Here is a 25,491-nt window from a genome sequence, read left to right on the forward strand (position 1 = left end):
AAAATTAGCTGGCAGGCAGTGTAGCGCGCTTCAGGCCGCATCGCTATTCGCCGCACGGAGTCCAATTTTGTCCGACCATGCTCATCTGATTCGCTACTTAAAAAAACAGCACGTGCTGTCGTTATCTGCCAGCCACGGCGACGATCTGTGGTGTGCCAACTGCTTTTATGTATTTGATGCCGCGAACATGGCGTTCTGGCTGATGACTGAACCAGACACGCGCCATGGCGCATTAATCCAGTCAAATCCGCGCGTGGCGGGCACGGTGAATGGCCAGCCAAAAAGTGTGCTGCTGATTAAAGGCGTGCAGTATCGCGGCGTGATTCAGCTGCTAAGCGGAGACAGGGAAGTTATTGCGCGTCACGCCTATCAAAAGCGTTTTCCAGTGGCAAAGAAAGTCACCGCACCATTGTGGGAAATCGTGCTCGACGAAGTGAAGATGACCGACAATGCGCTGGGCTTTGGCAAAAAGATTATCTGGACCCGGCCTTAGGGCCGCCATTCACGGCGACCCCAATGCAGGAAAAACTATCAGGCCGCGTTCAAAATCCGCAGCGATTCGCGATTAAACGCGGGCAGGTCTTCAGGCGTGCGGCTGGTAACTAACTTGTCATCATCCACCACCACTTCTTTATCGTAAAAATCCGCACCGGCATTACGCAGATCGATGGCGATGGCTTTTACGCTGGTCATTTTGCGGCCGCGCACGCCGTTCGCGCTGATCAGCAGCTGCGGGCCATGGCAAATGGCAAACACCGGCTTGCCGCTGGCGACAAACTCCCTGGTGAAGTTGACGAAGCGATCGTCACCGCGCAGGGCATCGGGCGAGTGTCCGCCGGGCAGCAGCAGCGCATCGAACTCGGCTGCATTCACATCATCAATAGCCTTGTCGATGTTGACCTCAGCTTTACCCTGTTTCCCTTTAACGATGTTGCCGGCCTTAAACTCGATGGTAACCACTTCATGGCCCGCCTGAGTGTAAGCCTCCGCCGGTGAGGTAAACTCTGAGTCTTCAAATTCATTGGTAATCAGTACCGCTATTTTCTTGCTCATCTTTTTCCTCCTTGTTGATCACGAACCTTATGTTCGTTGCACTTCTAACCCAACAAGCCTGGTAGCCATGTCGCAAAAAGCAAGCCAGCCGGCAATTCTTCCGGGAGGTAAATTTCCGCGCCGGATCAAGTTTAGGCGATTTCCACATGGCGCAATGAAATGACCTGAATGACACTAAGGCCTTTCCGCCGCGTATCCTAACGCGGCATCGTTATTCAGTTGAATACGGAATTCCGTGATGACCCAACTCCCTTCTCATGCCCCGGCGACACGCTTCGCCTGGTGGAAACCGCTGCTGTTCCTCGCCGTGGTAGTAATCGGCCTGTGGTATGTCAAATGGCAGCCTTATTACGGCAAAGCCTTTACTGCTGCCGAAACGCATTCGATCGGTAAATCGATTCTGGCCAATGCGTCGGACTCACCGTGGCGCGCGGCGCTCGATTACGCCATGGTCTATTTCCTCGCCGTGTGGAAAGCGGCCGTGCTCGGGGTGATCCTCGGATCGTTGGTGCAGGTGCTGATTCCGCGCGCCTGGCTGCTGCGTCTGATGGGCAGCTCACGCTTTGGCTCGACGCTGATGGGCACTGGATTAGGTTTGCCGGGCATGATGTGCAGCTGCTGTGCGGCGCCGGTAACCGCTGGCTTACGTCAGTCACAGGTTTCCAGCGGTGCGGCGATGGCGTTCTGGCTGGCGAATCCGCTGCTCAATCCTGCCACGCTGATTTTTATGGGCTTTGTGCTCGGCTGGCATTTTGCGGCGATTCGGCTGGTGGCAGGTTTGATGATGGTGTTGGGCATCGCGTGGCTGGTGCAGCGCAGCGTGCCGGATCAGGTCGTTACCGCGCCCGTTATCCCGGCCCGCGATGAACAGCCGTTTCTGTCACGCTGGCTGCGGGTGATGTGGCGACTGTTCTGCAACACCATTCCGCTGTATATCGTCGCGGTATTGTTGCTCGGCGCCGCGCGCGTGTGGCTGTTCCCGCACGCGGATGGCGCGGTGGGTAATACGCTGTTTTGGGTGATGTTGATGGCAATCGCCGGCTGCCTGTTTGTGATTCCTACCGCCGCGGAAATCCCGATTGTGCAGACCATGATGCTGGCGGGCATGGGCATTGCGCCCGCGCTGGCGTTATTAGTCACGCTGCCCGCCGTGAGTGTGCCGTCGTTATTGATGCTGCATCGCGCCTTTCCCGCACGGGCGCTGTGGATCGCGCTGATCGGCGTGGCAGGCAGCGGCATGCTGCTCGGCGTGCTCGCTTTGTGGCTGGCGTAACCACCAAATCTTCTGATTGCGGCTGCCGCGCCACAGCAGCCGCGCATCTTTCTCCGCTTCGATAAAGCGTCCATCAATCAGCACATCAATTTCCTCCACCACTTCGCGCTGCGCCGCGCTGAGTTCCGCCATTTCATATCCGGTCCACAGCCAGATATCCTTATCCGGACACTCACGCCGCACGCGTTTCACCAGACGACGTATATGCGGCACGTTGTGCGGATGCAGCGGATCGCCGCCGCTCAGCGACAAGCCCTGGCGCGCAATGCGCCGATCGTTAAGATCGGCGATCAGCTGCTCTTCCATCTCCAGCGTAAACGGCACGCCGGAATCCAGCCGCCACGTGCTTTGGTTGTAGCAGCCGCGACATTGATGTTCGCAGCCCGCGACAAACAGCGTGCAGCGCGTGCCGGGCCCGTTAACGATATCAACCGGATAATAGCCGTGGATGCGCATCATCCCAGTTTTCCTGTCTCCAGATGTTTAACGCGCCGCTGTACTTCTTGCTGCTTACCGGCATTAAATGGACGCGCATCCGGGCTGCCGAGATAGCCGCACACGCGGCGCGTCACCGACACGCGCGCCGGATCGTGATTACCACAGCATGGGCAGGTAAACCCTTTGCTGGTGCAGCTGAACTCGCCGCTAAAGCCGCATTCGTAGCACTCATCAATCGGCGTATTGGTGCCGTAATAGGGCACGCGGTGATAGCTGTAATCCCAGACATCTTCGAGCGCCTTGAGGTTGTGCTGGATGTTGGGATATTCGCCGTAACAGATGAATCCGCCGTTAGCGATGGCGGGATAGGGCGCTTCAAAGTCGATCTTGTCGTACGGATTGACCTTCTTCTCCACGTCGAGATGGAAGCTGTTGGTGTAATACCCTTTGTCGGTAACGCCGGCCACCACGCCAAATTCGGCGGCATCGAGGCGACAGAAGCGGTCGCACAAATTCTCGCTCGGCGTGCTGTACAAGCTGAAGCCGTAGCCGGTTTCCGCTTTCCACGCATCCACCGCGCGGCGCAGGTGCGTAACAATCGCCACGCCTTTTTCCCGCAGGTAATCGGCGTCATACGGATGCACTTGGTTGCCGCTCAGTGCATTCAGCGTTTCATGCAAGCCGATGTAGCCAAGGGAAATTGAGGCGCGGCCGTTGCAGAAAATGGCGCCCACTTCGTCATCCGCTTTCAGGCGCACGCCGCAGGCGCCTTCCATATAGAGAATCGGCGCTACGCGCGCTTTGGTTTTTTCCAACCGGGCGATACGCGTCATTAAGGCACGTTTCGCCAGCGCCAGACGTTCATCGAGCAAGCGCCAGAACTGCGCTTCATCGCCTTTGGCTTGCAGCGCGATACGTGGCAGATTGAGGCTAATGACGCCAATATTGTTGCGGCCTTCGTGAATCTGCTCGCCGTTCTCCTCGTAGACGCCAAGGAAGCTACGGCAGCCCATCGGCGTTTTAAACGAGCCGGTCACTTCCACCACTTTTTCGTAGTTGAGGATATCCGGATACATGCGCTTGCTGGCGCACTCTAACGCCAGCTGCTTGATATCGTAATTAACATCGCCAGGCCGATGATTCACGCCTTCGCGGATAGCAAACACCAGTTTCGGGAATACCGCGGTTTTGTGATTTTTGCCCAATCCGGCAATGCGGTTGCGCAGAATGGATTGCTGGATCAGGCGCGCGGCCCAGTCGGTGCCGAGGCCAAAGCCAAAGGTGACAAACGGCGTCTGGCCGTTGGCGGTGTGCAGCGTATTCACTTCATATTCCAGCGACTGAAACGCGTCGTAGCACTCTTTCTCGGTGCGAACGCGCGCATAGGCTTCGGCATCCGGAATCTGCCATTCCAGCGCCACCGCGCGGTGTTTTTCCAGACTGAGCGTAACGAACGGTGCCAGCACTTCATCAATGCGATTGATGGTGGTGCCGCCGTAAATGTGGCTGGCGACCTGCGCGATGATCTGTGCGGTCACCGCCGTGGCGGTGGCGATTGATTTGGGCGGCTCGATCTCGGCGTTGCCCATCTTAAAACCGTGGGTCAGCATGCCGTGCAGATCGATTAGCATGCAGTTAAACATCGGGAAGAACGGAGAATAGTCGAGATCGTGATAGTGGATGTCACCACGTTCATGCGCCAGCACCACATCGCGTGGCAAGAGTTGCTGCTGAGCGTAATGTTTGGCGACGATGCCAGCCAGCAAATCGCGCTGGGTGGGAATCACTTTACTGTCTTTATTGGCGTTTTCATTGAGCAGCGCGGCGTTGGTTTGCTCCACTAAACCGCGAATAGCGTGATGCAGTTTACCGCGCTGCTCGCGTGCTAAATCGCGGTCATGGCGATATTCGATGTAGGCACGCGCCAGCTGCGGCCAGCGTCCGCTCATTAGCGTCTCTTCCACCGCACACTGAATGTCGCGGATATCCACTTCAGCCTGTTCAGCCAGCTGCTGGCTGACCTGCGCCGCCACTTGCGCGCACCACGCCGTATCATCGATTTGTACCGCAGCTGCAGCCGCGTTGACTGCCGCCTCGATCCGCTGCGCATCAAACGGCACTCTGCAGCCGTCACGCTTAATCACCACCGTCGCCATTTCTTCTCCATGAAACTATATGTAGATAATTTTAAGGAGTTTAATCGCTATATGTGGTGTTTACGCGCTAATTAATCGCCCCCGCTTTGACCTATAGCAAAGAAGCCACAACCAGGAATGAAAGCCGTGCAATGGTGACGACGGCGTTAAAAGTTTTAACCTGCCTTGATTTCAGTCCGTCGCCACTTGCTTTGCGAAGCGAAACAGGTTTAATGGGCCTTTTGCCCATTTTGGTCCGTTGTTTCATTTAGAAGGATGCCCAGATGCCATTGCAAAGAACTCTGCTTGCCTGTTGTTTATCCATGACTTTTTCCGCCTTCGCCGCACCGGCTGGAGATTTACCGCTGATGCCGTGGCCACAAAGCGTTGTGCAGCCAGGCGGCGGCGGGGCGTATGCGTTAACACCGCAGCTCACGTTGCATATCTCGGGCGATCATCTGGAAGGTGCTGAATCGCGCTGGCGCGCGCGTATTGCGCGGCAAACCGGCTGGCCGCTGCTGCCGGCCAGCGCATCCAGCGATCATCCCAGCATTCAGGTACAAATCGCGCAGGCGGTTGATCCGCTTCCCCAGCCAGACAGCGACGAAAGTTATCATCTGCTGGTTAACAGCGATGGCGTCTTGCTGAAAGCCAACACGCGCTTTGGCGCGATGCGCGGCATGGAAACCGTGCTGCAGCTGATTGAAAACACCGAAAACGGCACCGAAATTCCCTACGTCACCATTGATGACAAACCGCGCTTTCCGTGGCGCGGCGTGCTGATCGATTCGGCGCGCCACTTCCTGCCAATTGAAACCGTGAAACGACAAATCGACGGCATCGCCGCCGCGCGTATGAACGTGTTTCACTGGCACTTAACCGACGATCAAGGTTGGCGATTTGCCTCCAGCCACTATCCGCAGCTGCAGGAGAAAGCCAGTGACGGCTTGTACTACACGCAGCAGCAGATGCGCGATGTGGTGCGCTACGCCACGCAGCGCGGCGTACGCGTGGTACCGGAAATCGATCTGCCCGGTCATGCGTCGGCGATAGCAGTAGCGATGCCGGAGTTAATGAGCGCGCCGGGACCGTATCAGATGGAGCGCGGCTGGGGCGTGTTTAAGCCGCTGCTCGATCCCAGCAACGAAGCGGTATTTCGCTTTATCGACACCTTAATGGGCGAAGTGACGGCGATCTTCCCCGATCCCTACATCCACATTGGCGGTGATGAGGTTGATCCAACCCAGTGGAATGATTCCACACGCATTCAGCAGTTTATGCGCGACCACGGTTTAAAGGATACGCATGCGCTGCAAGCCTGGTTTAATCAGCGCGTTGAGAAAATCCTCGAAGCGCATCAGCGCCGCATGATCGGCTGGGATGAGGTTTACCATCCTGATCTGCCTAAAAGCATTCTGATTCAATCGTGGCAAGGACAGGATGCGTTGGGCACGGTGGCGAAAAACGACTTCCGCGGCATCCTCTCCACCGGTTTCTATCTCGATCAGCCGCAAACCGCCGCTTACCACTATCGCAATGAACCCTGGCCGCAGGGGCTCAACGGCGCGGATCAGGTGCAGGCTGGTGAGCAGGCGCAGAGCTGGCAATTCACCATGCCGCGTTTGAAAGGCAGCGCGCTGAAAGGCAGCTTTACCCTGATAGAAGGGAAAAACGGCTGGCGCGGCTTTATCGATTTCAGCGGCAAAGCGCGTCGCATGGTCAGTGATATTCGCTGGCTGTCGCCCACACAGCTGACGTTCAGCGTCGATACGTGGATGGGGCCATTCCAGCCGATGGTGACGCTAACGCAAGACAAGCTGACCGGTTATATGCTGGTGGGCAACGTGCGCTATCCCGCAGAAGGCAGCAAGTTGCCTCAGGTGCCAACCGGCATTGCGCCATCGCTGCCGACGCCGCAACAGATGCAGAACAACCTGATTGGCGGCGAAGCGGCGCTGTGGGCGGAGAACGTTAACAGCCGGGTAATCGACACACGCCTGTGGCCGCGCGCCTTTGTGGTGGCGGAGCGTTTATGGTCGGCGCAGGATGTCACCGACAGCGATAACATGTATCAGCGCCTGAGCGCGGTGGATCGCTGGAGCACTGTTTCTGTCGGCTTGCAGCAGCATCAGCAGGCTGAAGTGCAGATGATGCGACTGGCGAACAGCAGCGACATCACGTCACTGCGCATATTGGCCGAAGTGCTGGAGCCAGCGCAGTACTACACGCGCCAGCATCTGAAATTTCAGGCGGGACATTATGACTATTTTGAACCGCTCAATCGTTTGGCGGATGTGTTGCCGGCCGAGAGCAACGCGGTGCGTGTGCTGGATAAGCAGGTGGATCGCTTGATCGCCAATCGCGCCGATCATGCGGCGGCGCATGCCATCCGTCAGCAATTGCAGCGCTGGCAGAACAACAGCGATGCGGTGATGCCGCTAATTCTGCGCAGCTATCAGCTCAAGCCGCTGCAGCAGCAAGTACAGCAAGTAGCAGAGTTGAGCCGGATGGGACTGGATTTGGTCAATGCGCTGGAACGTAATCAGGCGTATGGCGCAGGTGAGGTGGCGCAGATGCATTCACAACTGGATGCGGCAGCGCAGGTGCAGGACGAAACAGTGCTGGCGCTGGTGCGGCCGCTGGAGAAGTTGCTGCGATCGTTTAAATAAATATTGTGCTGGCTGTCCCCCTCCTCGGTCCTCCCCCATAAATGGGGGAGGAAGAGGCTGCCATATGTCAGTGATGAAGCTGCATGTGGCAACATCTCCTTCCCCCGCTTGCGGGGGAAGGCCGGGATGGGGGACAGCCAGCACCAACCAACCAAATCAACGACGTACCGCAATCGCCTCGATCTCAATCTTCACATCTTTCGGCAGGCGCGCCACTTCCACGCACGAACGCGCTGGGAAGCTGGCGTTGTGCTCGGTGAAGAACGCTTCATAAGTCGCGTTCACGGTGGCGAAGTCATTCAAATCCTTCACAAACACGGTGGTTTTCACGATATCGCCCACTTTCAGGCCGGCGGCTTCGACAATCGCCTTCACATTTTCCAGTGATTGACGTGCCTGCGCGGAAACATCGTCGGCAACGGCGCCAGTGGCCGGATCAACCGGGATCTGGCCTGAAGTGATGATCATGCTGCCGAGATCCACGCCCTGCACGTAAGGGCCAATCGCTGCGGGTGCGTTTGAAGTACTGATTTCGCGAGACATTGTTTCTCCTTGAAAGTGCGCGGCCGACCGATGTCCGCCGCGAAATGAATCGTCCCATTATAGGGACGACGCGGGCGATTACCAGTGACCGAGCACCACGTGGCGCGCGAACTCTTTCTCGCAATATTTGCACTTCAGATGGACATCATCTTCGCGCTTTTTCACCGCAAAACTGGTGAATACCGGCTCGTTACGGCTGATGCAGTTGCTGTTCGGGCAGGTCAGCACGCGGTCAATACGATCCGGCAAGGTGGGGGCGATCTTCGCCACCACTTCGTATTCGTCAATGCGGTTTACCGTGGCGAGCGGCGCATATACCGCCAACTGATTGATCTGATCGTCGGTCAGGAAGGTATTTTCGATCTTGATCAGATCTTTACGGCCCATCTCGCCCGACGGCAAGTTGAGGCCGATGGTGATGCGCTGATCGGTTTCGGTCAGACGAAACAGCGAAAGTAACTTAAAGCCGACCTGCGCCGGGATATGGTCAATCACCGTGCCGCGTTTGATGGCTTCAACCTGCAATTTATTATCGTGAGTCATCGCTTTCTCCTTACAGTGCCAGTTCGCGATTCAGTACCAGCGCCAGCAGCGCCTGGCGAGCGAAGATGCCATTTCCAGCCTGCTGAAAATACCAGGCGTGCGGCGTGCTATCCACGTCGGTGGTGATCTCGTCGATACGCGGCAGCGGATGCAGCACTTTCATGTTGTCGCGCGCACCGGCTAAATCAGCGGCGCGCAGGATGAACTGCGCTTTGACGTTGGCGTATTCCGACGGATCGAGGCGCTCTTTCTGCACGCGCGTCATATACAGAATATCGAGTTCTGGCATCACTTCTTCGATGGTGTCGTGGCGCGACCAGGCAATGTTCTGCTCATCCAGCATATCGGTGATGTACGCCGGCATCGCCAGCGCATCCGGCGCGATAAAGAAGAAGCGGTTGCCATCAAACTTCGCCAGCGCCTGCGTCAGTGAATGCACGGTGCGGCCATATTTCAGGTCGCCGACCATTGCCACATTCAGGTTATCCAGGCGATTTTGCGTTTCTCGGATGGTGAAGAGATCGAGCAGCGTTTGCGTTGGATGCTGGTTAGCGCCATCACCGGCGTTGAGAATCGGAATGCCGCCGGAGAATTCCGTCGCCAGACGCGCGGCGCCTTCCTGCGGATGACGCATCACGATGGCATCAACGTAAGTCCCTATCACCGAAATGGTATCGGCGAGGGTTTCGCCTTTCTTGCCGAGCGAGGTGTTGCTACCGTCGGCGAAGCCCACCACTGACGCGCCGAGACGATGCATCGCGGTTTCAAACGACAAACGCGTGCGCGTTGAAGCCTCAAAGAAGCAGCTGGCGATCACATTGTGTTTCAGCAGCTCCGGCTGGGGATTGGCTTTCAGCTGGGCAGCGGTATGCAGCACCAGCTCCAGCTCGTCGCGGTTGAGATCGTTGATGGAAATGATGTGCTTGCGATATAGCGGGTTGGCCATAGCGTTCTCCTCTGCGCTGCCGGATTGCGGACAAAAAAAAGCCCCTGCTTAAGGGGCTTTTTTTACGATCGATTGATGACGGAAAGAAACAGATGCGCCGCCCGCTGTCAGGCGTCGTTGAGCGTCAAATTGTGCGCTGCGCTGTTGCATGTTTCCTCCGGCAAATTGGGCCGCATTATACGCATTCACTGATTTGCATCAAGCAAATATCGCGCGCGAGGTAAACGTTTGCGGCGCCACCAATCATAGCTTGCCGAGCGTCGCGACCATCACCGCTTTAATGGTGTGCATACGGTTTTCAGCCTGATCGAACACAATGCTGTGCGCAGATTCAAACACCTCATTACTTACTTCCATGCCATCGTGCAAACCGTGCTGCTCGGCCATTTGACGGCCCAGCGTGGTTTTGTCGTCATGGAAGGCCGGTAAGCAGTGCAGGAACTTCACCTGCGGATTGCCGGTCAGCGCCAGCATCGCGCTATTGACCTGATAAGGACGCAGCAGGGCGATGCGATCTTCCCACACCGATTTGGCTTCGCCCATCGACACCCACACATCCGTGTAGATGAAGTCGGCACCTTGCACGCCTTCGGCGATATCTTCAGTCAGGGTGATTTTGCCACCGGTTTGCTGTGCGGCCACGCGGCATTGCTCCACCAGTTCCGCTTCCGGCCAGCAGCCTTTTGGCGCCACCAGACGCAGATCGAGGCCGACCAGCGCAGCGGCTTCCAGCATGCTGTTGCCCATGTTGTTGCGCGCATCGCCGACGTAAACCAGCGTCATTTCATTCAGCGATTTACCCGGCAGATGCTCCTGCATTGTCAGCAGATCGGCCAGCAACTGCGTGGGGTGGAATTCGGTGGTCAGGCCGTTCCACACCGGCACGCCAGCGAATTCCGCTAAGGTTTCCACCAGTTCCTGGCCGTAGCCGCGATACTGTATACCGTCATACATGCGTCCCAGCACGCGCGCGGTGTCTTTCATCGACTCTTTATGGCCGATTTGGCTGCCGCTTGGGCCGAGATAGGTGACGTTAGCGCCCTGATCGTAAGCGGCAACTTCGAAAGAGCATCGGGTACGAGTCGAGTCTTTTTCGAAGATGAGCGCGATGTTTTTGCCTTTCAGGTACTGCGTTTCGCTGGCATTTTTCTTTGCGTGTTTTAATTCACCTGCCAGACTCAGCAGAGAATCGATTTCGGCTGGGGTGAAATCCAGCAATCTCAGGAAATGTCTTTGATGTAGCTGACTCATACAGCGCTCCGGATGACTACATTAAATGAATTAAAATTCAATTTAACCGTATGAATATGCATTTTCAACCCCGGCGTTAAGAAACTTGTTGTTTTGTGTAGTGGCGCGCGAGGCAGTGTGGGAAAATAATTGAATTCAGCCGAATATTTGAGGACACACCCATGGCATATGAAGCATTGCTGGAAGAACAGCGCGAAGAGACGCGACTGATCATTGAAGAGTTGCTGGAAGACGGCAGCGATCCAGATGCGCTTTACACTATTGAGCATCATCTCTCCTGCAACAACTTCGACTCGCTGGAGAAGGTCGCGGTTGATGCCTTCAAGCTGGGCTACGAAGTGAGCGAGCCAGAAGAGCTGGAGCTGGAAGACGGCACCACCGTAATGTGTGTGGATATCCTGAGCGAAGGCGCGTTGAAGCCAGAGCTGATTGATGCGCAGGTTGAGCAGCTGGTGAATCTGGCAGGCAGCTACAACGTCGATTACGACGGGTGGGGCACCTACTTTGAAGATCCTGATGCCGAAGATGAAGATGACGATGGCGAGTTCATCGACGACGAAGAAGACAACGGTGTGCGTCACTAAGCATTAATGGGCGGCACTCGCCGCCCTGAACACGTTTCCCCGTAAGACAAAAGACTGCCCATGAATTACGCTCCGCTATTAGAACCGATCTATCATTTCCTGCATTGCCGCACGCCACGAGCGTGGATTGATGAAGCACGCAAGCCGGAAAATCTGACGTTGCTGCTCACCGATCACATGGTTTGTGAATTGAAAGCCGCGCAAACCGCGGTGTTCATCATCCGTAAATACGTGGCGGATAAGCCAAGTGGTGATGCCATTCTGGCGTGGCTCAAGCCGTATGAAGATTTTATCTACCGCGACGAGCAGGACGGTAACTTTATCAATGCCCACAAGAATCTGACCAAAAGCATTATCGTGCGCAACGAGCTGCCGTGGGCCGATGATTTGGTGGAGATGATGGTGCTGCTGGTGAAAGAGGAGCTGCACCACTTCTATCAGGTGTGGGAAATCATGCAGTCGCGCGGTTTGCCGTATCGCAAAATCACTGCCAGCCGCTATGCCAAAGGTTTGATTCGCGAGATTCGCACATACGAGCCGGAAGCGCTGGTGGATAAGCTGATTTGCGGAGCGTACATCGAAGCGCGATCCTGCGAACGTTTCGCCAGCCTGGCGCCGTATCTGGATGAGCAACTGGAGAAGTTCTATATTTCGCTGCTGCGCTCGGAAGCGCGTCACTATCAGGATTACCTGAAGCTGGCGCAGCAGATTTCGCCGAAGGAGATTGCGCCGCGCGTGCAGGTGTTTGGCGAGGCAGAAGCGCGCTTAATCAGCGAGCCGGATGGCGAACTGCGGTTTCATAGTGGAGTGCCGGCGGTTTAGGTTTGTGCCCGCTGTCCCCCTCCTCGGTCCTCCCCCATAAATGGGGGAGGAAGATGCTGCCACATGCCAGTGATGAAGCTGCATGTGGCAGCATCTCCTTCCCCCGCTTGCGGGGGAAGGCAGGGATGGGGGACAGCGAGCACACACAGCGAGCACACACAGCCAGCACATCACAACACCTTCAGCATCCGCACTTCACAATCCACATGCCCGGTACAACCCATCGCGCTATCAATCAGCTCGAACCCCAGCGACTCATACAACTTAATCGCACGCGTCAAACTGCCGGTGGTTTCCAGATAGCAGCGCTGAAAGCCCTGCTGACGGGCGAATTCCATCGCGCGCAGCGCCAGATCGCGCGCCAGACCTAAGCCGCGCACCTGCGGCAGGAAATACATTTTCTGCAGCTCACAGATATCCGGCGCGCTACAGGCCAGCGGTGCAACGCCGCCGCCGCCCACCACCACACCGTCATGTTCCACAATCCAGTAAGCGCTGTTGGCTTCGCTGTAGAGTTCGAACAGGCGATCGAGATGGGGATCGGACACGGTGTAGCCTTTATCCGCCGTCAGGCCAAATTCGGCTGACACATCACGGATCACCTGCGCAATCAGCGGGTTATCGGCGGCTGAAATGGGGCGCACCTTTAAATTGATGGGAGCGTCGCTGGTCATCATTATCTTCCGGTATAAAAAAGCCGGGCAGTGCCCGGCTTCGATTAAGCAGTTGGACTGAAGCGCTTACAATGCCGCAATCACGCCCTGCTGTTCAATCAGTTTTGCTTTTGATTGCTCAAGCTCAGCCACGCGCTCACGCTCTTTGGCGACAACCGCTTCCGGCGCACGTGAGACAAAGCCTTCGTTCGCCAGCTTGGTCTGGATCTTCTCAATTTCGACATCAAGTTTCACCAGCTCTTTCGCCAGACGCTCCAGCTCGGCTTCTTTGTTGACCAGATCCGCCATCGGAATCAGCAACTCAGCGCCTTCAACAATCTTGGTGACCGAAACCGGGCCTTTCTCGCCTGCAGGCAGAATGGTCAGGCTTTCCAGACGCGCCAGACGCGACAGGAAGGTGCGGTTCTCTTCGACGCGACGCTGCGCGGCGGCAGAGCAGTCACGCAGCAGCACGTCGAGCGGCTTGCTTGGTGCGATGTTCATCTCAGCACGGATATTACGTACCGCGACTATCGCCTGCTTCATCCACTCGATATCGGCTTGCGCTTCGGCATCCTCTTTCGCCGCGTCATACTGCGGGAACGGCTGCAGCATGATGGTATCGTGATCGATGTTTTTCAGGCCTTTCACACGCTGCCAGATGGTTTCGGTGATGTAAGGAATGATCGGATGCGCCAGACGCAGCAGCGCTTCCAGCACGGTGACCAGCGTATTACGCGTACCGCGCAGTTCCGCTTCGCTACCGCTGGTCATCACCGGCTTGGTCAACTCCAGATACCAGTCACAGAACTGGTTCCAGGTGAAGTCGTACAGAATGTTGGCCGCGATATCAAAGCGATAGTTATCCAGCGCTTCACGATAGGCTTTCACGCTGCGGTTGAACTCGCTCAGAATCCAGCGATCCGCCAGCGACAGCTTCATTTCGCCGCCATTTTGTCCGCAATCCTGCTCTTCGGTATTCATCAGCACGAAGCGGCTGGCGTTCCACAACTTGTTGCAGAAGTTGCGGTAGCCTTCGAGGCGCTTCATATCCCAGTTGATGTCACGACCGGTAGAAGCCAGCGCGGCAAGGGTGAAGCGCAGCGCATCGGTACCTGAAGGCACGATGCCGTCCGGGAACTGCTTTTCGGTACGTTTGCGGATCTTCTCAGCCAGCTGCGGCTGCATCATGTTGCCGGTACGTTTCTCCAGCAGATCTTCCAGCGAAATGCCGTCAATCATATCCAGCGGATCGATGACGTTACCTTTCGACTTGGACATCTTCTGGCCTTCTTCATCGCGGATCAAACCGGTCATATAAACGGTTTTGAACGGCACCTGCGGCTTGCCGTTTTCATCTTTGATAAAGTGCATGGTCAGCATGATCATGCGCGCAATCCAGAAGAAGATGATGTCGAAGCCGCTCACCAGCACGCTGGTTGGATGGAAGGTACGCAGCGCTTCGGTATTCTCCGGCCAGCCCAGCGTCGAGAAGGTCCACAGACCGGACGAGAACCAGGTATCCAGCACGTCGTCGTCCTGGCGCAGCGCCACATCGGCGGCCAGATTGTTTTCCTGACGCACTTCGTCTTCGGTGCGGCCAACATAGACGTTGCCGTCGTTGTCGTACCATGCTGGGATGCGGTGTCCCCACCACAGCTGACGTGAAATACACCAATCCTGAATGTCACGCATCCATGAGAAGTACATGTTTTCGTACTGCTTCGGCACGAACTGGATATCGCCGTTTTCTACCGCTTCAACCGCGACTTTCGCCAGCGGTGCGGTGCGCACATACCATTGGTCGGTCAGCATTGGCTCGATCACCACGCCGCCGCGATCGCCGTAAGGCACGGTGAGGTCGTGCGGTTTGATCTCTTCCAGCAGGCCAATCTCATCAATGGCGGCAACCATCGCTTTACGCGCGGCGAAACGCTCCATTTTCTGGAACTGTGCCGGGATGTCGTCTGCGCACGCGTCGCTGACTTCGCCATTGGTGTCGAACACTTCCGCGCGCTCGCGGATGTCGCCATCAAAGGTCAGAATGTTGATCATCGGCAGCTTATGACGACGACCCACTTCGTAGTCGTTGAAGTCATGCGCAGGCGTGATCTTCACGCAGCCGGTGCCTTTTTCCATATCAGCGTGTTCATCGCCAACGATCGGAATACGACGGTTCACCAGCGGCAGGATCAGCTCTTTGCCGATCAGATCTTTATAACGCGGATCTTCCGGGTTAACCGCGACGCCGGTATCGCCCAGCAGGGTTTCCGGACGCGTGGTCGCCACCACCAGATAATCTTTGCCTTCAGCGGTTTTCACGCCGTCAGCCAGCGGATAGCGGATATGCCACATCGAGCCTTTGCTCTCGCGGTTTTCCACTTCCAGATCGGAGATTGCGGTACGCAGTTTTGGATCCCAGTTTACCAGGCGTTTGCCACGGTAAATCAGGTTCTCTTTGTACAGGCGGACAAACACTTCGCGCACGGCGTTGGACAGACCTTCGTCCATGGTGAAGCGCTCGCGCTCCCAGTCAACCGAGTTGCCGAGACGACGCATCTGGCGAGTAATGGTGCCGCCGGATTCCGCTTTCCACTGCCAGATTTTGTCGATGAATGCATCGCGGCCATAATCCTGGCGCGTTTTGCCCTCTTCAGCGGCGATTTTGCGTTCTACCACCATCTGCGTAGCGATACCGGCGTGATCGGTACCGGCCTGCCACAAGGTATTTTTACCCTGCATGCGCTGGTAGCGAATCATGGTATCCATGATGGTCTGCTGGAAAGCGTGACCCATATGCAAGCTGCCGGTGACGTTCGGCGGCGGGATCATGATGCAAAAGCTTTCCTGGCTGGTATCGCCATTCGGTTTAAAGTAGCCCTGCTGTTCCCAGTGCTCGTAGAGCGGCTGCTCGATATCTTGCGGGTTATATGTCTTTTCCATTTCTACACTGTCGTTTGCGGCGAGGGTGGCGTCGCCGTATTCAATTGGAAACCAACGCTGCGATAGGCTTTGTAGCGATCGCGCGCCAGTTGTTTTAGAGATTCTTCATAAGGAACGAAGTCTATCACTTCATGGAAACCAGTAGCAAAATCTGCGAACTGTGGCAGAAGGCTGATCAGCAGGTCGCGCGGTGAACTGCCGCGACGCTGTGGCCAGGCCAGCTCAACCGGAGCGCCGTAGCGCGGGCCTTCTCCCGCCAGATTGTGCGGCACAAAGGCGTTAGCCGGAAGTTGCCAGAGCGCTTCATCCAGCCGATTGGCTTGTTCTTCGTTTTCGCAGGCAATCAGGATGCGTTTGCCGTCACGCCAGCGTGTTTCGGCAAGAGAGCACACCAACGCTTCGATGGCGGTTAGGCCGTCGTCGGCGCTCTCAGACTCCATCACATAGAAAGTGGCGTTTTTCATGGGATCCTTTGGATGAGAGGGGGGCTGGGTGCTTGCTGTCCCCCCACCTCGGTCCTCCCCCACAAGTGGGGGAGGAAGATGCTGCCCTATGTTAGTTGTGAATTCGCATGTAGCAGCGTCTCCTTCCCCCACTTGTGGGGGAAGGCCGGGATGGGGGACAGCCATCACCAGATCAATCGTCGCCGTTCAACCCTGCGCGATTCAGCAGGAACTGCGACAGCAGCGGTACCGGACGGCCGGTTGCGCCTTTGGCTTTACCGGAACGCCATGCGGTACCGGCGATATCCAGGTGCGCCCAGTTAAACTTACGCGCAAAGCGCGCGAGGAAGCAGGCGGCGGTAATCGCACCGCCAGGACGGCCGCCAATGTTCGCCATATCAGCAAAGTTGGATTCCAGCTGCTCCTGATACTCATCCGCCATCGGCAGACGCCAGGCGCGGTCGCCGGACTGCTCAGATGCGCTGATCAGCTCGTGCGCCAGCGGATTGTGGTTCGACATCAAACCGCTAACGTGATGACCCAGCGCAATCACGCAGGCGCCGGTCAGTGTGGCCACGTCAATCACCACTTCTGGCTCGAAGCGTTCAACGTAGGTCAGCGCATCGCATAGCACCAGACGGCCTTCGGCATCGGTATTCAGCACTTCAACGGTTTGACCTGACATAGTGGTCAGCACGTCGCCCGGACGCATCGATTTGCCATCAGGCATGTTTTCACAGCCCACCAGCACGCCCACCACGTTCAGCGGTAAATTCAGTTCCGCCACCATGCGCATCACGCCGTAAACGGACGCCGCACCGCACATGTCGTACTTCATCTCATCCATGGAATCGGCCGGTTTGATCGAGATACCGCCGGAATCAAAGGTTAAGCCTTTGCCAACCAGCACGATGGGGCGCGCTTCTGGATCGTGATTGCCTTTGTACTCAATCACCGACATCAGCGATTCATTGTGCGAACCTGCGCCAACCGCCAGATAGGCGTTCATCCCCAACTCTTTCATCTGCTGTTCGCCGATGACGCGGGTGGTGACATTTTTGCTGTACGCATCCGCCAGCTGACGCGCCTGCGACGCCAGATACGCGGCGTTACAAATATTTGGCGGCATATTGCTGAGATCTTTGGCGGCTTTAACACCGGCAGCTACGGCCAAACCGTGCTGAATGGCACGCTCGCCGCTGGTAAGTTCACGGCGGGTCGGCACGTTGAACACCAGTTTACGCAGCGGACGGCGCGGCTCGACTTTGTTGCTTTTCAGCTGATCAAAGTTGTAGAGCGCTTCTTTAGAGGTTTCGACCGCCTGACGCACTTTCCAGTAAGTATTGCGACCTTTGACGTGCAGTTCAGTCAGGAAGCACACCGCTTCCATTGAGCCGGTGTCGTTCAAAGTATTGATTGTCTTCTGAATGACCTGCTTATACTGGCGCTCATCAAGCTCGCGCTCTTTACCGCAGCCGATCAGCAGGATGCGTTCGGAGAGGATATTCGGCACATGGTGCAGCAGCAGCGTTTGGCCCACTTTTCCTTCCAGTTCACCGCGGCGCAGCAGGGCGCTGATGTAGCCATCGCTGATTTTATCCAGCTGCTCAGCAATGGGTGACAAACGGCGCGGTTCGAAAACGCCAACAACAATGCAGGCGCTACGCTGTTTTTCCGGGCTACCGCTTTTTACACTGAACTCCATGCACTCTCCTGAATCTTAAAGACAACGGCCTTGGCTGTCGTTAGAATGTAGCGCGCTCGTAACTCATTAATTCGTTGCGACGCCATGACAATTCAACGCCGGTAGTCATAATGAGTGGTGGTGACAAGTATGTTGTTTTTTCACCACACTAACGCGTTCGTCATACTATTTTAGCTACGATGACGGCCATTGATGAAGAAAAATGGCTGATAAGCGTTGAAACTAGCGATTTTCCTGCAAAAAGACAAGTTATCACAGGCGTACTAAGCGTGATCATCATTAGATATCTGGTTCGGGAAACGCTCAAAAGCCAGCTGGCTATCCTCTTCATCCTGCTGCTGATCTTCTTTTGTCAGAAGTTAGTGCGGATTTTGGGAGCTGCGGTGGATGGCGAAATCCCAACAAACTTAGTTCTGACATTGTTAGGACTCGGCGTGCCTGAAATGGCACAACTTATCCTGCCCCTAAGCCTGTTTCTGGCGATTTTAATGACCCTTGGGCGGCTGTACACCGAAAGTGAAATCACGGTGATGCATGCCTGCGGCCTGGGCAAAAGTGTGCTGATTAAAGCCGCGATGATCCTGATGCTGTTCACCTCGCTTGTGGCGGCGGTCAACGTCATTTGGTTAGGGCCATGGTCATCACGTTATCAGCAGGAAGTGACGCAAAACGCCAAATCTAACCCAGGCGCGGCGGCGCTGGCGGCTGGGCAGTTCCAGACCTCTAGCGACGGCAATGCGGTGCTGTTTGTTGAAGATGTGAAGGGCAATACCTTCGGCAACGTGTTCCTGGCGCAGCTGCGTCCGAAAGGCAACGCGCGTCCCTCGGTGGTGCTGGCTGATAGCGGCCACATGGAGCAACACAAAGATGGCTCGCAGGTGGTGACGCTGGATAAAGGCACGCGTTTTGAAGGCACCGCCTTGCTGCGTGACTTCCGCATCACCGACTTCGTCAACTATCAGGCGGTGATAGGCTACAAAGAAGCCACGCTCGATCCGAACGATGCCGATCAGGCGGATATTAGCACGCTGCTCAAGACCAAAACCCCGCAGTTCCAGGCGGAGTTGCACTGGCGCTTGACGCTGATCTTTGCCGTACTGGTTATGGCGTTGATGGTGGTGCCGCTTAGCGTGGTGAACCCGCGTCAGGGCCGCGTGCTGTCGATGCTGCCTGCCATGCTGCTGTATCTGATCTTCTTCTTACTGCAAAGTTCTCTGCGTTCCAACGCCGCGAAAGGCCGCTTCGATCCGGCCATCTGGATGTGGGTGGTGAACTTCTCCTATCTGGCTTTGGCGGTGCTGCTGAACATGTGGGATACCGTGCCGATGCGTCGCATCCGCGCGCGCTTTAGCCGTGGAGGATCGGTCTGATGTTTAAGGTTCTTGACCGCTATATCGGCAAAACCATCTTTAACACCATCATGCTGACGCTGTTCATGCTGGTGTCGCTGTCGGGCATTATCAAATTCGTCGATCAGCTGCGTAAAACCGGGCAGGGCGCTTATACCGCCCTCGACGCCGGTTACTACACGCTGCTCAGCGTACCGAAAGATATCGAAATCTTCTTCCCGATGGCGGCGCTGCTGGGCGCACTGCTCGGTTTGGGCACGCTGGCGCAGCGTAGCGAACTGGTGGTGATGCAGGCATCGGGCTTTACCCGCATGCAGGTAGCGCTGGCAGTGATGAAAACGGCGATTCCGCTGGTGCTGTTGACCATGGCGGTGGGCGAATTCGTTGCACCGCAGGGTGAGCAGATGGCGCGTAACTACCGTGCGCAGCAGCTGTACGGTGGCTCGCTGGTTTCGACGCAAAACGGCCTGTGGGCGAAAGACGGCAACGACTTCATCTACATCGAGCGCATCAAAGGCGATAACGAGATTGATGGCGTCAGCATCTATAAGTTCAGCGATCAGCGCCGTTTACTCAGCGTACGCTATGCGGCGAGTGCCGCCTGGAATGCGGATAAAAAGGTCTGGGCGCTGTCGCAGGTCGATGAATCGGATCTGCAAGATGCCAAACAAATTACCGGCTCGCAAAGCCTGAGTGGCGAATGGAAAACCAACCTGACGCCTGACAAGCTCGGCGTAGTGGCGCTGGACCCGGACGCGCTCTCTATCACCGGCCTGTATAACTACAGCAAATACCTCAAGCAGAGCGGCCAGGTTGCAGGGCGCTACCAGCTGAATATGTGGAGCAAAATCTTCCAGCCGCTCTCTGTGGCGGTGATGATGCTGATGGCGCTGTCGTTTATCTTTGGTCCGCTGCGAAGCGTATCGATGGGCGTGCGCGTGGTGACGGGGATTAGCTTTGGCTTCCTGTTCTACGTATTAGATCAGATTTTTGGCCCGCTAAGTTTGGTATACGGTTTGCCGCCGATTCTGGGTGCGATTCTGCCGAGCGGTGCATTCTTCGCCATCAGCTTGTTCCTGCTGATGAAACGCCGGTAATGTTGGATGGTCGCCGCCAAAGGCGACCTGTTTATTGAAGGTGCTGAACCCACCCCGGCACCTGCGACAACACATACAAAATCAGCCCAATCGTCCCGCCAACCAGCGTGCCGTTAATGCGGATAAACTGCAGGTCGCGGCCGATATTCAGCTCAATTTGCTGCGACATATCGCGCGCATCCCAGCTTTTCACCGTATCGCTAATATGGCGCGTCAGGAAGGCAGCAAACTCCGGCGCCACGCTGCGTGCGGCATCTTCCAGATGCTGATTCATTGAGGCGCGCAGCGCTTCGTCAGCCGCCAGCGTCTCGCCCAGCCACAGCGCGGCCAGTCTGACGCGCTCCTGCACCCGTGAATCCTCACTACTTAGATCGTCTTTCAGCCAGCCACGTAAATCCTGCCACAGCTCGCCAATGTAGCGATTGAACGACTCATCTTCCTTCAGCCAGCTCTTGATGTTTTCAGCACGTTCCGCCATTTCAGGATCGCTTTTCAGCCGCTCAATCAGCCGCTGCACCGCGCGGTCGAAGCCCAGGCGCAACTCATGCCCCTGATCGAGCGCGACCTGATCGAGTATCGAATCCACCGCATTCGCAACCAAATCGGCGCTGTGTTCGCCCAGCCATTCGGTTGGTAGCATTTTGGCTTTGATCGGATGTTCGCGCTTGAGCCAGCGCACAATCTGCGCGGCGATAAACTCGCGCGTACCGGGCTTGTGCAGCAAGCGCAGCAGCTGTTGTACCGCCGCATCCAGCAGCTCCTGATGGCGATTATTTTTCGTCAGGCTATCCAGCAACAGCGCGCTGGATTGGGTAAGATCAACCTTATCCAGCGCACGATGCACCGCACGGCGCAGAAAGCGCTGAATGCGCTGATCATCGGTGAGATCGAGAAAACCGCGCATCACCTGTAACAGATGACGACCAATGCGATCGGCGTTGCCCGGCGTGTTCAGCCACTGCGCCAGCATCTGCGACGGATCGTGGCGGCGAATCAGCGCCAGCAGCGAATCGGTATCGAGGAATTTCTCCTGCACGAAGCGACCCAGATTCTCGCCAATGCGATCTTTATTGCGCGGAATAATTGCTGTATGACGCGAGATAAACGGCACCGGCACGCGCCGGAACAGCGCCACCACGGCGAACCAGTCGGCTAATGCGCCGACCATCGCCGCTTCTGCGATTGCCTTCAGCCCAAGCACCCAAAAGTTGGCTGGCAGAAACAGCGTCACAATAAAGGTGGCTGCCGCAATCAGCAGCAGTGACAGCGCCAGACGTTTGCTGCGCTTAAGTTGTTGGAATTTATCCATAGTTCCTTAAATACCCTAAACAATTCGAGTTGCAGGAAGACATACAGCTAACGCACCTGCGGCTTGAAGTATGCCGGGTATTAGCGACGGCGGCCGCCAAGAAGGCTTCCTAATACACCTCGAATGATCTGATTGGTGACCTGGCGCGCGGCACTCTTCGCCACGCTCTGCACCACGCCGTCGCGCTTGCCGCCGCGTGGGCCAGTGGTGCCGAACAGAATGTCCTTCAGACCGCCGAGAATACCGTCATCAACGGCGACCTTGTTGCCTTTGGCTTCCGGCGCATTGGCTTGCTGCGTGGTGGCCTGCACGCCTTTTTGCAGCATTTCGAACGCCGACTCGCGATCGACTTCGCTATCGTATTTACCGTACAGCGGCGAATTGTTGATCAGGCCATTGCGTTCATCCTGCGTAACCGGCCCCATGCGCGATCCGGGCGCAATCACCATCGCCCGCTGCACCATCGATGGACTGCCTTTTTCATCGAGAAAGGAGATCAGCGCTTCGCCGGTGCCGAGCGCCTGAATCGCCTCGACGGTATCAAACGCCGGATTGGCGCGCATGGTTTCGGCGGCACTTTTTACCGCTTTCTGATCTTTCGGGGTAAAGGCGCGCAGCGCATGCTGAACGCGGTTGCCGAGCTGGCCCAGCACGTTATCGGGAATATCGGCGGGATTCTGCGTGACGAAATAGACGCCAACGCCTTTCGAACGGATCAGGCGAATCACCTGCTCAACTTTCTCCAGCAGCACCGGTGGCGCGTCGGTAAACAGCAGATGCGCTTCGTCGAAGAAAAACACCATTTTCGGCTTATCGAGATCGCCGGCTTCGGGCAAGTGCTCATACAGCTCGGCCAGCAGCCACAGCAGGCTGGTGGCGTAGAGTTTTGGCATTTGATAAAGCTTTTCTGCCGAGAGGATGTTGATAAAGCCTTTGCCGTTGCTATCGCAGCGCATCCAGTCGCGAATATCCAGCATCGGCTCGCCAAAGAAGTGCTCGGCACCTTGCTGCTCCAGCGCCAGTAATCCGCGCTGAATCGCCCCAACGGACGCGCTGTTGATGTTGCCGTATTGCGTCTGGAAGGCTTTGGCGTTGTCGCCGATGTATTGCGTCATGGCGCGCAGATCTTTGAAATCCAGTAGCAACAAGCCCTGATCGTCGGCGATGCGGAAGATGATTTGCAGCACGCCCGATTGCACGTCGTTAAGGTTGAGCAGCCGCGCCAGCAGCAGCGGGCCGAGATCGGATACCGTGGCGCGCACCGGATGGCCTTGCTGACCAAAAATATCCCACACCATCACCGGATTTTTCTGCGCCTGCCAGTCGCTGACGCCAATCTTCGCCAGACGCGCCAGCAGCTTCTCGGATCCTTCGCCTGCGGCGGAAATGCCGGTGAGATCGCCTTTCACATCGGCCATAAACACCGGCACGCCAATATCGGAGAAGGATTCCGCCAGCTTTTGCAGCGTAACGGTTTTGCCGGTGCCGGTAGCGCCGGTGATCAAACCGTGGCGGTTCGCCATGTTGGAGAGAAGATGCAGTTGAACGTCAGGCGTTTGGGCAATCAGTAACGGAGTGGTCATGATTTTTTCGCTCTCAGGCAATAGGTTATGCCAGAAGGATAGCAAGCGGCGCGCGAGGAGGGAGGAGGATTGTGCCGAAAAAGGCGTAATTATGTGCCTGCTGTCCCCCATCCCGGCCTTCCCCCGTAAACGGGGGAAGGAGATTAGGTGCGCGCTGCCCCCCATCCCGGCCTTCCCCCGTAAACGGGGGAAGGAGATGCTGCCACATGCAGCTTCTGAACGAACATATGGCAGCATCTTCCTCCCCCATTTATGGGGGAGGGCCGAGGAGGGGGAAAGCGAGCACAATTTTGGTGGGAGGACCGAGGAGGGGGAAAGCGAGCACAATTTTGGTGGGAGGACCGAGGAGGGGGAAAGCGAGCACAATCCAAAACTATTTCTGCACCGTATCAAAAAACAGCAAACTCACACCAATCCCTTGCTGCACATGATTCACGTTATTCCGCACCGCAACCTGCTGCGCGCCCTGCAGCGTCACCACGAACGGTGAGTTCTGCTGCACGGTTTTCTGCAAATCGGTATAGAGCGCACGGCGCTTAACAGCATCGCTTTCACCGGCCGCTGCGCGGGTTTTCGCACTCAGATCCGGAATATCCCAGCCGACGCGCCACGCCAGGGTTTTGGAACCGCCCGGCACGTTATAGGCAAAGGCGCTGGCGTTGGTGTTTGGATCGACATAGTCTGCGCCCCAGTAAATGAAGATCGACTGAAAATCGCGACCGCGCATTTTGCTCCACAGCTCCGATTCCGCCACCGGCTGCAACTCAATCTGCACATCCGCTTGGGCGAAGCTGGCCTGAAGCGCCTGCGCCACGTCAATGTAGGGCGGCTGATTGATCACCGTCAGCGCAAACTTCGTCCCCGGCTTGATGCCGCCTTTGGCTAAAATCTCTTTGGCTTTCGCCACATCGTAGTGGAACGGCCGATCGTCCAGCGCGCCGTCAAAACCCTGCGGCAGGAAGCTCTGATGAATGCGGTACTGACCTTTCAGCAAATCCTTCGAGAGGGTGTTGTAGTCCACCAACCAGCGCGCGGCTTGCCACAGCGCCGGATTGCCCAAGGCCGGTTGCGCTTTATCTTTGGTATTGAAACCGAGGTAGTAAACCAGGCTGGAAGGGAAGGCTTCAATGCGCAGATTCTTGTCGCTCTTCAGCGCATCAATCTGATCCGGGCCAAGCTGATACGCCACATCAACATCGCCTTGCTGAATCAGCAGACGACGCGCACTGGCATCCGCCACGCCTTTAAGCAGAATGCGTTTCAGCTTCGGCTGCGGATTCGCTTGTTGGTTAGCGCTCAGCACCAGCGCCTGCTGCGGCACATATTGCTGAAGGATAAATGCGCCGCTGCCGGCGGAATGGGTATGCAGCCAGCCGTTGCCGAGATCGTTATTGGCGACGTGTTGCTGCACGGTTTTGCTATCCACCACCGAGGCCACCGGCGCGGTCAGCAGGCGCAGCGCCAGATTCTGACCAATCTGCGCTGGCCACTGAATCTCCAGCTGATGGTCATTCAGCACTTTGAACTGGCTGGCGATGTTTTCATTGGTCCAGCCAAATTCGGCGAGGATGAAAGAGGGCGCTTTGTTCAGCTGCACCGCGCGCGTCAGTGAGAAGATCACATCCTGCGCCGTCACCGGATTGCCGCTGGAGAAGTGTGCGTTGGGTTTAATGTTGAACACTAAGCTGTGCGGCGTGCTGCCCTGTTGCCAGTGGGTGGCCAGCAGCGGTGCCAGCTTCTGCGGATCATTACGATCTGCCTCCACTAATGTTTGGTAGATGTTGCGCTGCACGCTGTTACTGACGGTTTCAAAGCTTTCAGCGGGATCGAAGCTAATAATGCCGTCGAGCGGGACGGCGATGACAAGGGTATCTTTCGGTGTGGCGGCGTGCAGTGCAAAACTGCTGCCCCATAAAGCGACGAGCAAAATCAGTGAGCGCATTATTATTGTCCTGAGTGATAGATAAATTCACTCTATCTCTGCCGTCGCTTTGACAAAATGCCGGTTTGTTCTGAGCTGTGCCGGAATATAACAATTGATTACCTGGGGGAATTATTGCGTTTATTTTGTGCGCGACTTGTCATTTCCGCGAAATAGATCGTTCATCTGCTGGTCAATAAAGTAAATAAGATGTTATAAATGAGAATAGTT

21 protein-coding genes are annotated in these 25,491 nt (G+C 56.4%); 7 read left to right on the top strand and 14 right to left on the bottom strand.

What is annotated here, in order from left to right; translation table 11 throughout:
* Positions 1–67 precede the first annotated feature (67 nt).
* Complete coding sequence (locus PO881_RS02585) at positions 68–493, top strand: YhbP family protein (RefSeq protein WP_192235854.1); 426 nt, start codon at positions 68–70, stop codon at positions 491–493.
* A 38-nt stretch (positions 494–531) separates the two neighbouring features.
* On the opposite strand, the gene PO881_RS02590 is transcribed toward PO881_RS02585, so the two are convergent.
* Entirely contained in the window at positions 532–1,053 is a 522-nt protein-coding gene (locus PO881_RS02590; RefSeq protein ID WP_271460657.1) for a type 1 glutamine amidotransferase domain-containing protein, read from the bottom strand.
* Positions 1,054–1,291: 238 nt separating this feature from the next.
* Here PO881_RS02590 and PO881_RS02595 point away from each other — a divergent pair, with 238 nt between their 5' ends.
* A complete protein-coding gene (locus PO881_RS02595; protein WP_280172406.1) occupies positions 1,292–2,326 on the top strand; it encodes a permease in 1,035 nt (344 codons plus the stop codon).
* Here the strand turns inward: PO881_RS02595 and nrdG are convergent.
* Complete coding sequence (gene nrdG, locus PO881_RS02600; protein ID WP_110868057.1) at positions 2,219–2,785, bottom strand: anaerobic ribonucleoside-triphosphate reductase-activating protein; 567 nt, start codon at positions 2,783–2,785, stop codon at positions 2,219–2,221. The two genes, PO881_RS02595 and nrdG, sit on opposite strands and share 108 nt — an antisense overlap.
* Entirely contained in the window at positions 2,782–4,920 is a 2,139-nt protein-coding gene (nrdD, locus tag PO881_RS02605) for an anaerobic ribonucleoside-triphosphate reductase (protein WP_280172407.1), read from the bottom strand. The genes nrdG and nrdD overlap by 4 nt, the downstream gene beginning before the upstream one ends.
* A 263-nt stretch (positions 4,921–5,183) precedes the next feature.
* Here nrdD and PO881_RS02610 point away from each other — a divergent pair, with 263 nt between their 5' ends.
* The gene (locus PO881_RS02610; RefSeq protein ID WP_280172408.1) at positions 5,184–7,568 is read left to right on the top strand and encodes a family 20 glycosylhydrolase; all 2,385 of its coding nucleotides are present in this window, start codon (positions 5,184–5,186) and stop codon (positions 7,566–7,568) included.
* A 156-nt stretch (positions 7,569–7,724) separates the two neighbouring features.
* Here the strand turns inward: PO881_RS02610 and ridA are convergent, their stop codons facing one another.
* From ridA to argF, 4 genes are all read right to left on the bottom strand, one after another.
* Positions 7,725–8,111, bottom strand: a complete 387-nt coding sequence (gene ridA / locus PO881_RS02615) for a 2-iminobutanoate/2-iminopropanoate deaminase (RefSeq protein WP_061718232.1) — start codon at positions 8,109–8,111, stop codon at positions 7,725–7,727.
* Between the two features lie 78 nt (positions 8,112–8,189).
* Positions 8,190–8,654 carry an aspartate carbamoyltransferase regulatory subunit gene (pyrI, locus tag PO881_RS02620; RefSeq protein WP_007886734.1) on the bottom strand — a complete coding sequence of 155 codons (465 nt, stop codon included), beginning with the start codon at positions 8,652–8,654 and terminating at the stop codon, positions 8,190–8,192.
* A gap of 10 nt (positions 8,655–8,664) precedes the next feature.
* Positions 8,665–9,600, bottom strand: coding sequence for an aspartate carbamoyltransferase (pyrB, locus tag PO881_RS02625; RefSeq protein ID WP_137385077.1), 936 nt, complete (start codon positions 9,598–9,600; stop codon positions 8,665–8,667).
* A gap of 243 nt (positions 9,601–9,843) precedes the next feature.
* A complete protein-coding gene (argF, locus tag PO881_RS02630; protein WP_137385078.1) occupies positions 9,844–10,851 on the bottom strand; it encodes an ornithine carbamoyltransferase in 1,008 nt (335 codons plus the stop codon).
* Between the two features lie 161 nt (positions 10,852–11,012).
* Between argF and rraB the strand changes: the two genes are divergently transcribed.
* Together rraB and miaE are read left to right on the top strand one after the other, a co-directional pair.
* Complete coding sequence (gene rraB, locus PO881_RS02635; RefSeq protein WP_008104254.1) at positions 11,013–11,435, top strand: ribonuclease E inhibitor RraB; 423 nt, start codon at positions 11,013–11,015, stop codon at positions 11,433–11,435.
* A 60-nt stretch (positions 11,436–11,495) separates the two neighbouring features.
* Positions 11,496–12,257: a tRNA isopentenyl-2-thiomethyl-A-37 hydroxylase MiaE gene (miaE, locus tag PO881_RS02640; protein ID WP_280172409.1), complete on the top strand. Its 762-nt coding sequence runs from the start codon at positions 11,496–11,498 to the stop codon at positions 12,255–12,257.
* A 170-nt stretch (positions 12,258–12,427) separates the two neighbouring features.
* On the opposite strand, the gene PO881_RS02645 is transcribed toward miaE, so the two are convergent.
* The 4 genes from PO881_RS02645 to pepA form a co-directional block, all read right to left on the bottom strand.
* Entirely contained in the window at positions 12,428–12,931 is a 504-nt protein-coding gene (locus PO881_RS02645) for a GNAT family N-acetyltransferase (RefSeq protein WP_192236081.1), read from the bottom strand.
* A 66-nt stretch (positions 12,932–12,997) separates the two neighbouring features.
* The gene (locus tag PO881_RS02650; RefSeq protein WP_280172410.1) at positions 12,998–15,853 is read right to left on the bottom strand and encodes a valine--tRNA ligase; all 2,856 of its coding nucleotides are present in this window, start codon (positions 15,851–15,853) and stop codon (positions 12,998–13,000) included.
* A 2-nt stretch (positions 15,854–15,855) separates the two neighbouring features.
* Positions 15,856–16,317: a DNA polymerase III subunit chi gene (locus PO881_RS02655; protein ID WP_061718226.1), complete on the bottom strand. Its 462-nt coding sequence runs from the start codon at positions 16,315–16,317 to the stop codon at positions 15,856–15,858.
* A gap of 172 nt (positions 16,318–16,489) precedes the next feature.
* Positions 16,490–18,001, bottom strand: a complete 1,512-nt coding sequence (gene pepA / locus PO881_RS02660; protein WP_101762227.1) for a leucyl aminopeptidase — start codon at positions 17,999–18,001, stop codon at positions 16,490–16,492.
* Positions 18,002–18,270: 269 nt separating this feature from the next.
* On the opposite strand from pepA, the gene lptF reads away from it, so the two are divergent.
* The gene (gene lptF / locus PO881_RS02665) at positions 18,271–19,371 is read left to right on the top strand and encodes an LPS export ABC transporter permease LptF (RefSeq protein ID WP_110868051.1); all 1,101 of its coding nucleotides are present in this window, start codon (positions 18,271–18,273) and stop codon (positions 19,369–19,371) included.
* Positions 19,371–20,447, top strand: coding sequence for an LPS export ABC transporter permease LptG (lptG, locus tag PO881_RS02670; RefSeq protein WP_137385080.1), 1,077 nt, complete (start codon positions 19,371–19,373; stop codon positions 20,445–20,447). Before lptF ends, lptG begins: the two co-directional genes overlap by 1 nt.
* Positions 20,448–20,478: 31 nt before the next feature.
* On the opposite strand, the gene PO881_RS02675 is transcribed toward lptG, so the two are convergent.
* From PO881_RS02675 to PO881_RS02685, 3 genes are all read right to left on the bottom strand, one after another.
* Positions 20,479–21,756 carry a DUF445 domain-containing protein gene (locus tag PO881_RS02675; RefSeq protein WP_192412467.1) on the bottom strand — a complete coding sequence of 426 codons (1,278 nt, stop codon included), beginning with the start codon at positions 21,754–21,756 and terminating at the stop codon, positions 20,479–20,481.
* Positions 21,757–21,836: 80 nt separating this feature from the next.
* The gene (locus PO881_RS02680; protein WP_101762223.1) at positions 21,837–23,339 is read right to left on the bottom strand and encodes a helicase HerA-like C-terminal domain-containing protein; all 1,503 of its coding nucleotides are present in this window, start codon (positions 23,337–23,339) and stop codon (positions 21,837–21,839) included.
* Positions 23,340–23,712: 373 nt separating this feature from the next.
* Positions 23,713–25,281: an ABC transporter substrate-binding protein gene (locus PO881_RS02685; protein ID WP_280172411.1), complete on the bottom strand. Its 1,569-nt coding sequence runs from the start codon at positions 25,279–25,281 to the stop codon at positions 23,713–23,715.
* Positions 25,282–25,491 lie beyond the last annotated feature (210 nt).

The organism is Pantoea sp. SS70, from assembly GCF_029866845.1.
GTDB lineage: Bacteria > Pseudomonadota > Gammaproteobacteria > Enterobacterales > Enterobacteriaceae > Pantoea > Pantoea leporis.

Excerpts from the sequence above, each read along its gene's own strand:
- pepA (WP_101762227.1), bottom strand. The coding sequence starts at position 18,001 with ATGGAGTTCAGTGTAAAAAGCGGTAGCCCGGAAAAACAGCGTAGCGCC.
- PO881_RS02590 (WP_271460657.1), bottom strand. The coding sequence starts at position 1,053 with ATGAGCAAGAAAATAGCGGTACTGATTACCAATGAATTTGAAGACTCA.
- PO881_RS02675 (WP_192412467.1), bottom strand. The coding sequence starts at position 21,756 with ATGGATAAATTCCAACAACTTAAGCGCAGCAAACGTCTGGCGCTGTCA.
- PO881_RS02645 (WP_192236081.1), bottom strand. The coding sequence starts at position 12,931 with ATGACCAGCGACGCTCCCATCAATTTAAAGGTGCGCCCCATTTCAGCC.
- ridA (WP_061718232.1), bottom strand. The coding sequence starts at position 8,111 with ATGTCTCGCGAAATCAGTACTTCAAACGCACCCGCAGCGATTGGCCCT.
- PO881_RS02685 (WP_280172411.1), bottom strand. The coding sequence starts at position 25,281 with ATGCGCTCACTGATTTTGCTCGTCGCTTTATGGGGCAGCAGTTTTGCA.
- PO881_RS02655 (WP_061718226.1), bottom strand. The coding sequence starts at position 16,317 with ATGAAAAACGCCACTTTCTATGTGATGGAGTCTGAGAGCGCCGACGAC.
- PO881_RS02650 (WP_280172410.1), bottom strand. The coding sequence starts at position 15,853 with ATGGAAAAGACATATAACCCGCAAGATATCGAGCAGCCGCTCTACGAG.
- PO881_RS02680 (WP_101762223.1), bottom strand. The coding sequence starts at position 23,339 with ATGACCACTCCGTTACTGATTGCCCAAACGCCTGACGTTCAACTGCAT.
- argF (WP_137385078.1), bottom strand. The coding sequence starts at position 10,851 with ATGAGTCAGCTACATCAAAGACATTTCCTGAGATTGCTGGATTTCACC.
- rraB (WP_008104254.1), top strand. The coding sequence starts at position 11,013 with ATGGCATATGAAGCATTGCTGGAAGAACAGCGCGAAGAGACGCGACTG.
- miaE (WP_280172409.1), top strand. The coding sequence starts at position 11,496 with ATGAATTACGCTCCGCTATTAGAACCGATCTATCATTTCCTGCATTGC.
- pyrB (WP_137385077.1), bottom strand. The coding sequence starts at position 9,600 with ATGGCCAACCCGCTATATCGCAAGCACATCATTTCCATCAACGATCTC.
- nrdD (WP_280172407.1), bottom strand. The coding sequence starts at position 4,920 with ATGGCGACGGTGGTGATTAAGCGTGACGGCTGCAGAGTGCCGTTTGAT.
- pyrI (WP_007886734.1), bottom strand. The coding sequence starts at position 8,654 with ATGACTCACGATAATAAATTGCAGGTTGAAGCCATCAAACGCGGCACG.
- PO881_RS02595 (WP_280172406.1), top strand. The coding sequence starts at position 1,292 with ATGACCCAACTCCCTTCTCATGCCCCGGCGACACGCTTCGCCTGGTGG.
- nrdG (WP_110868057.1), bottom strand. The coding sequence starts at position 2,785 with ATGATGCGCATCCACGGCTATTATCCGGTTGATATCGTTAACGGGCCC.
- PO881_RS02610 (WP_280172408.1), top strand. The coding sequence starts at position 5,184 with ATGCCATTGCAAAGAACTCTGCTTGCCTGTTGTTTATCCATGACTTTT.
- lptG (WP_137385080.1), top strand. The coding sequence starts at position 19,371 with ATGTTTAAGGTTCTTGACCGCTATATCGGCAAAACCATCTTTAACACC.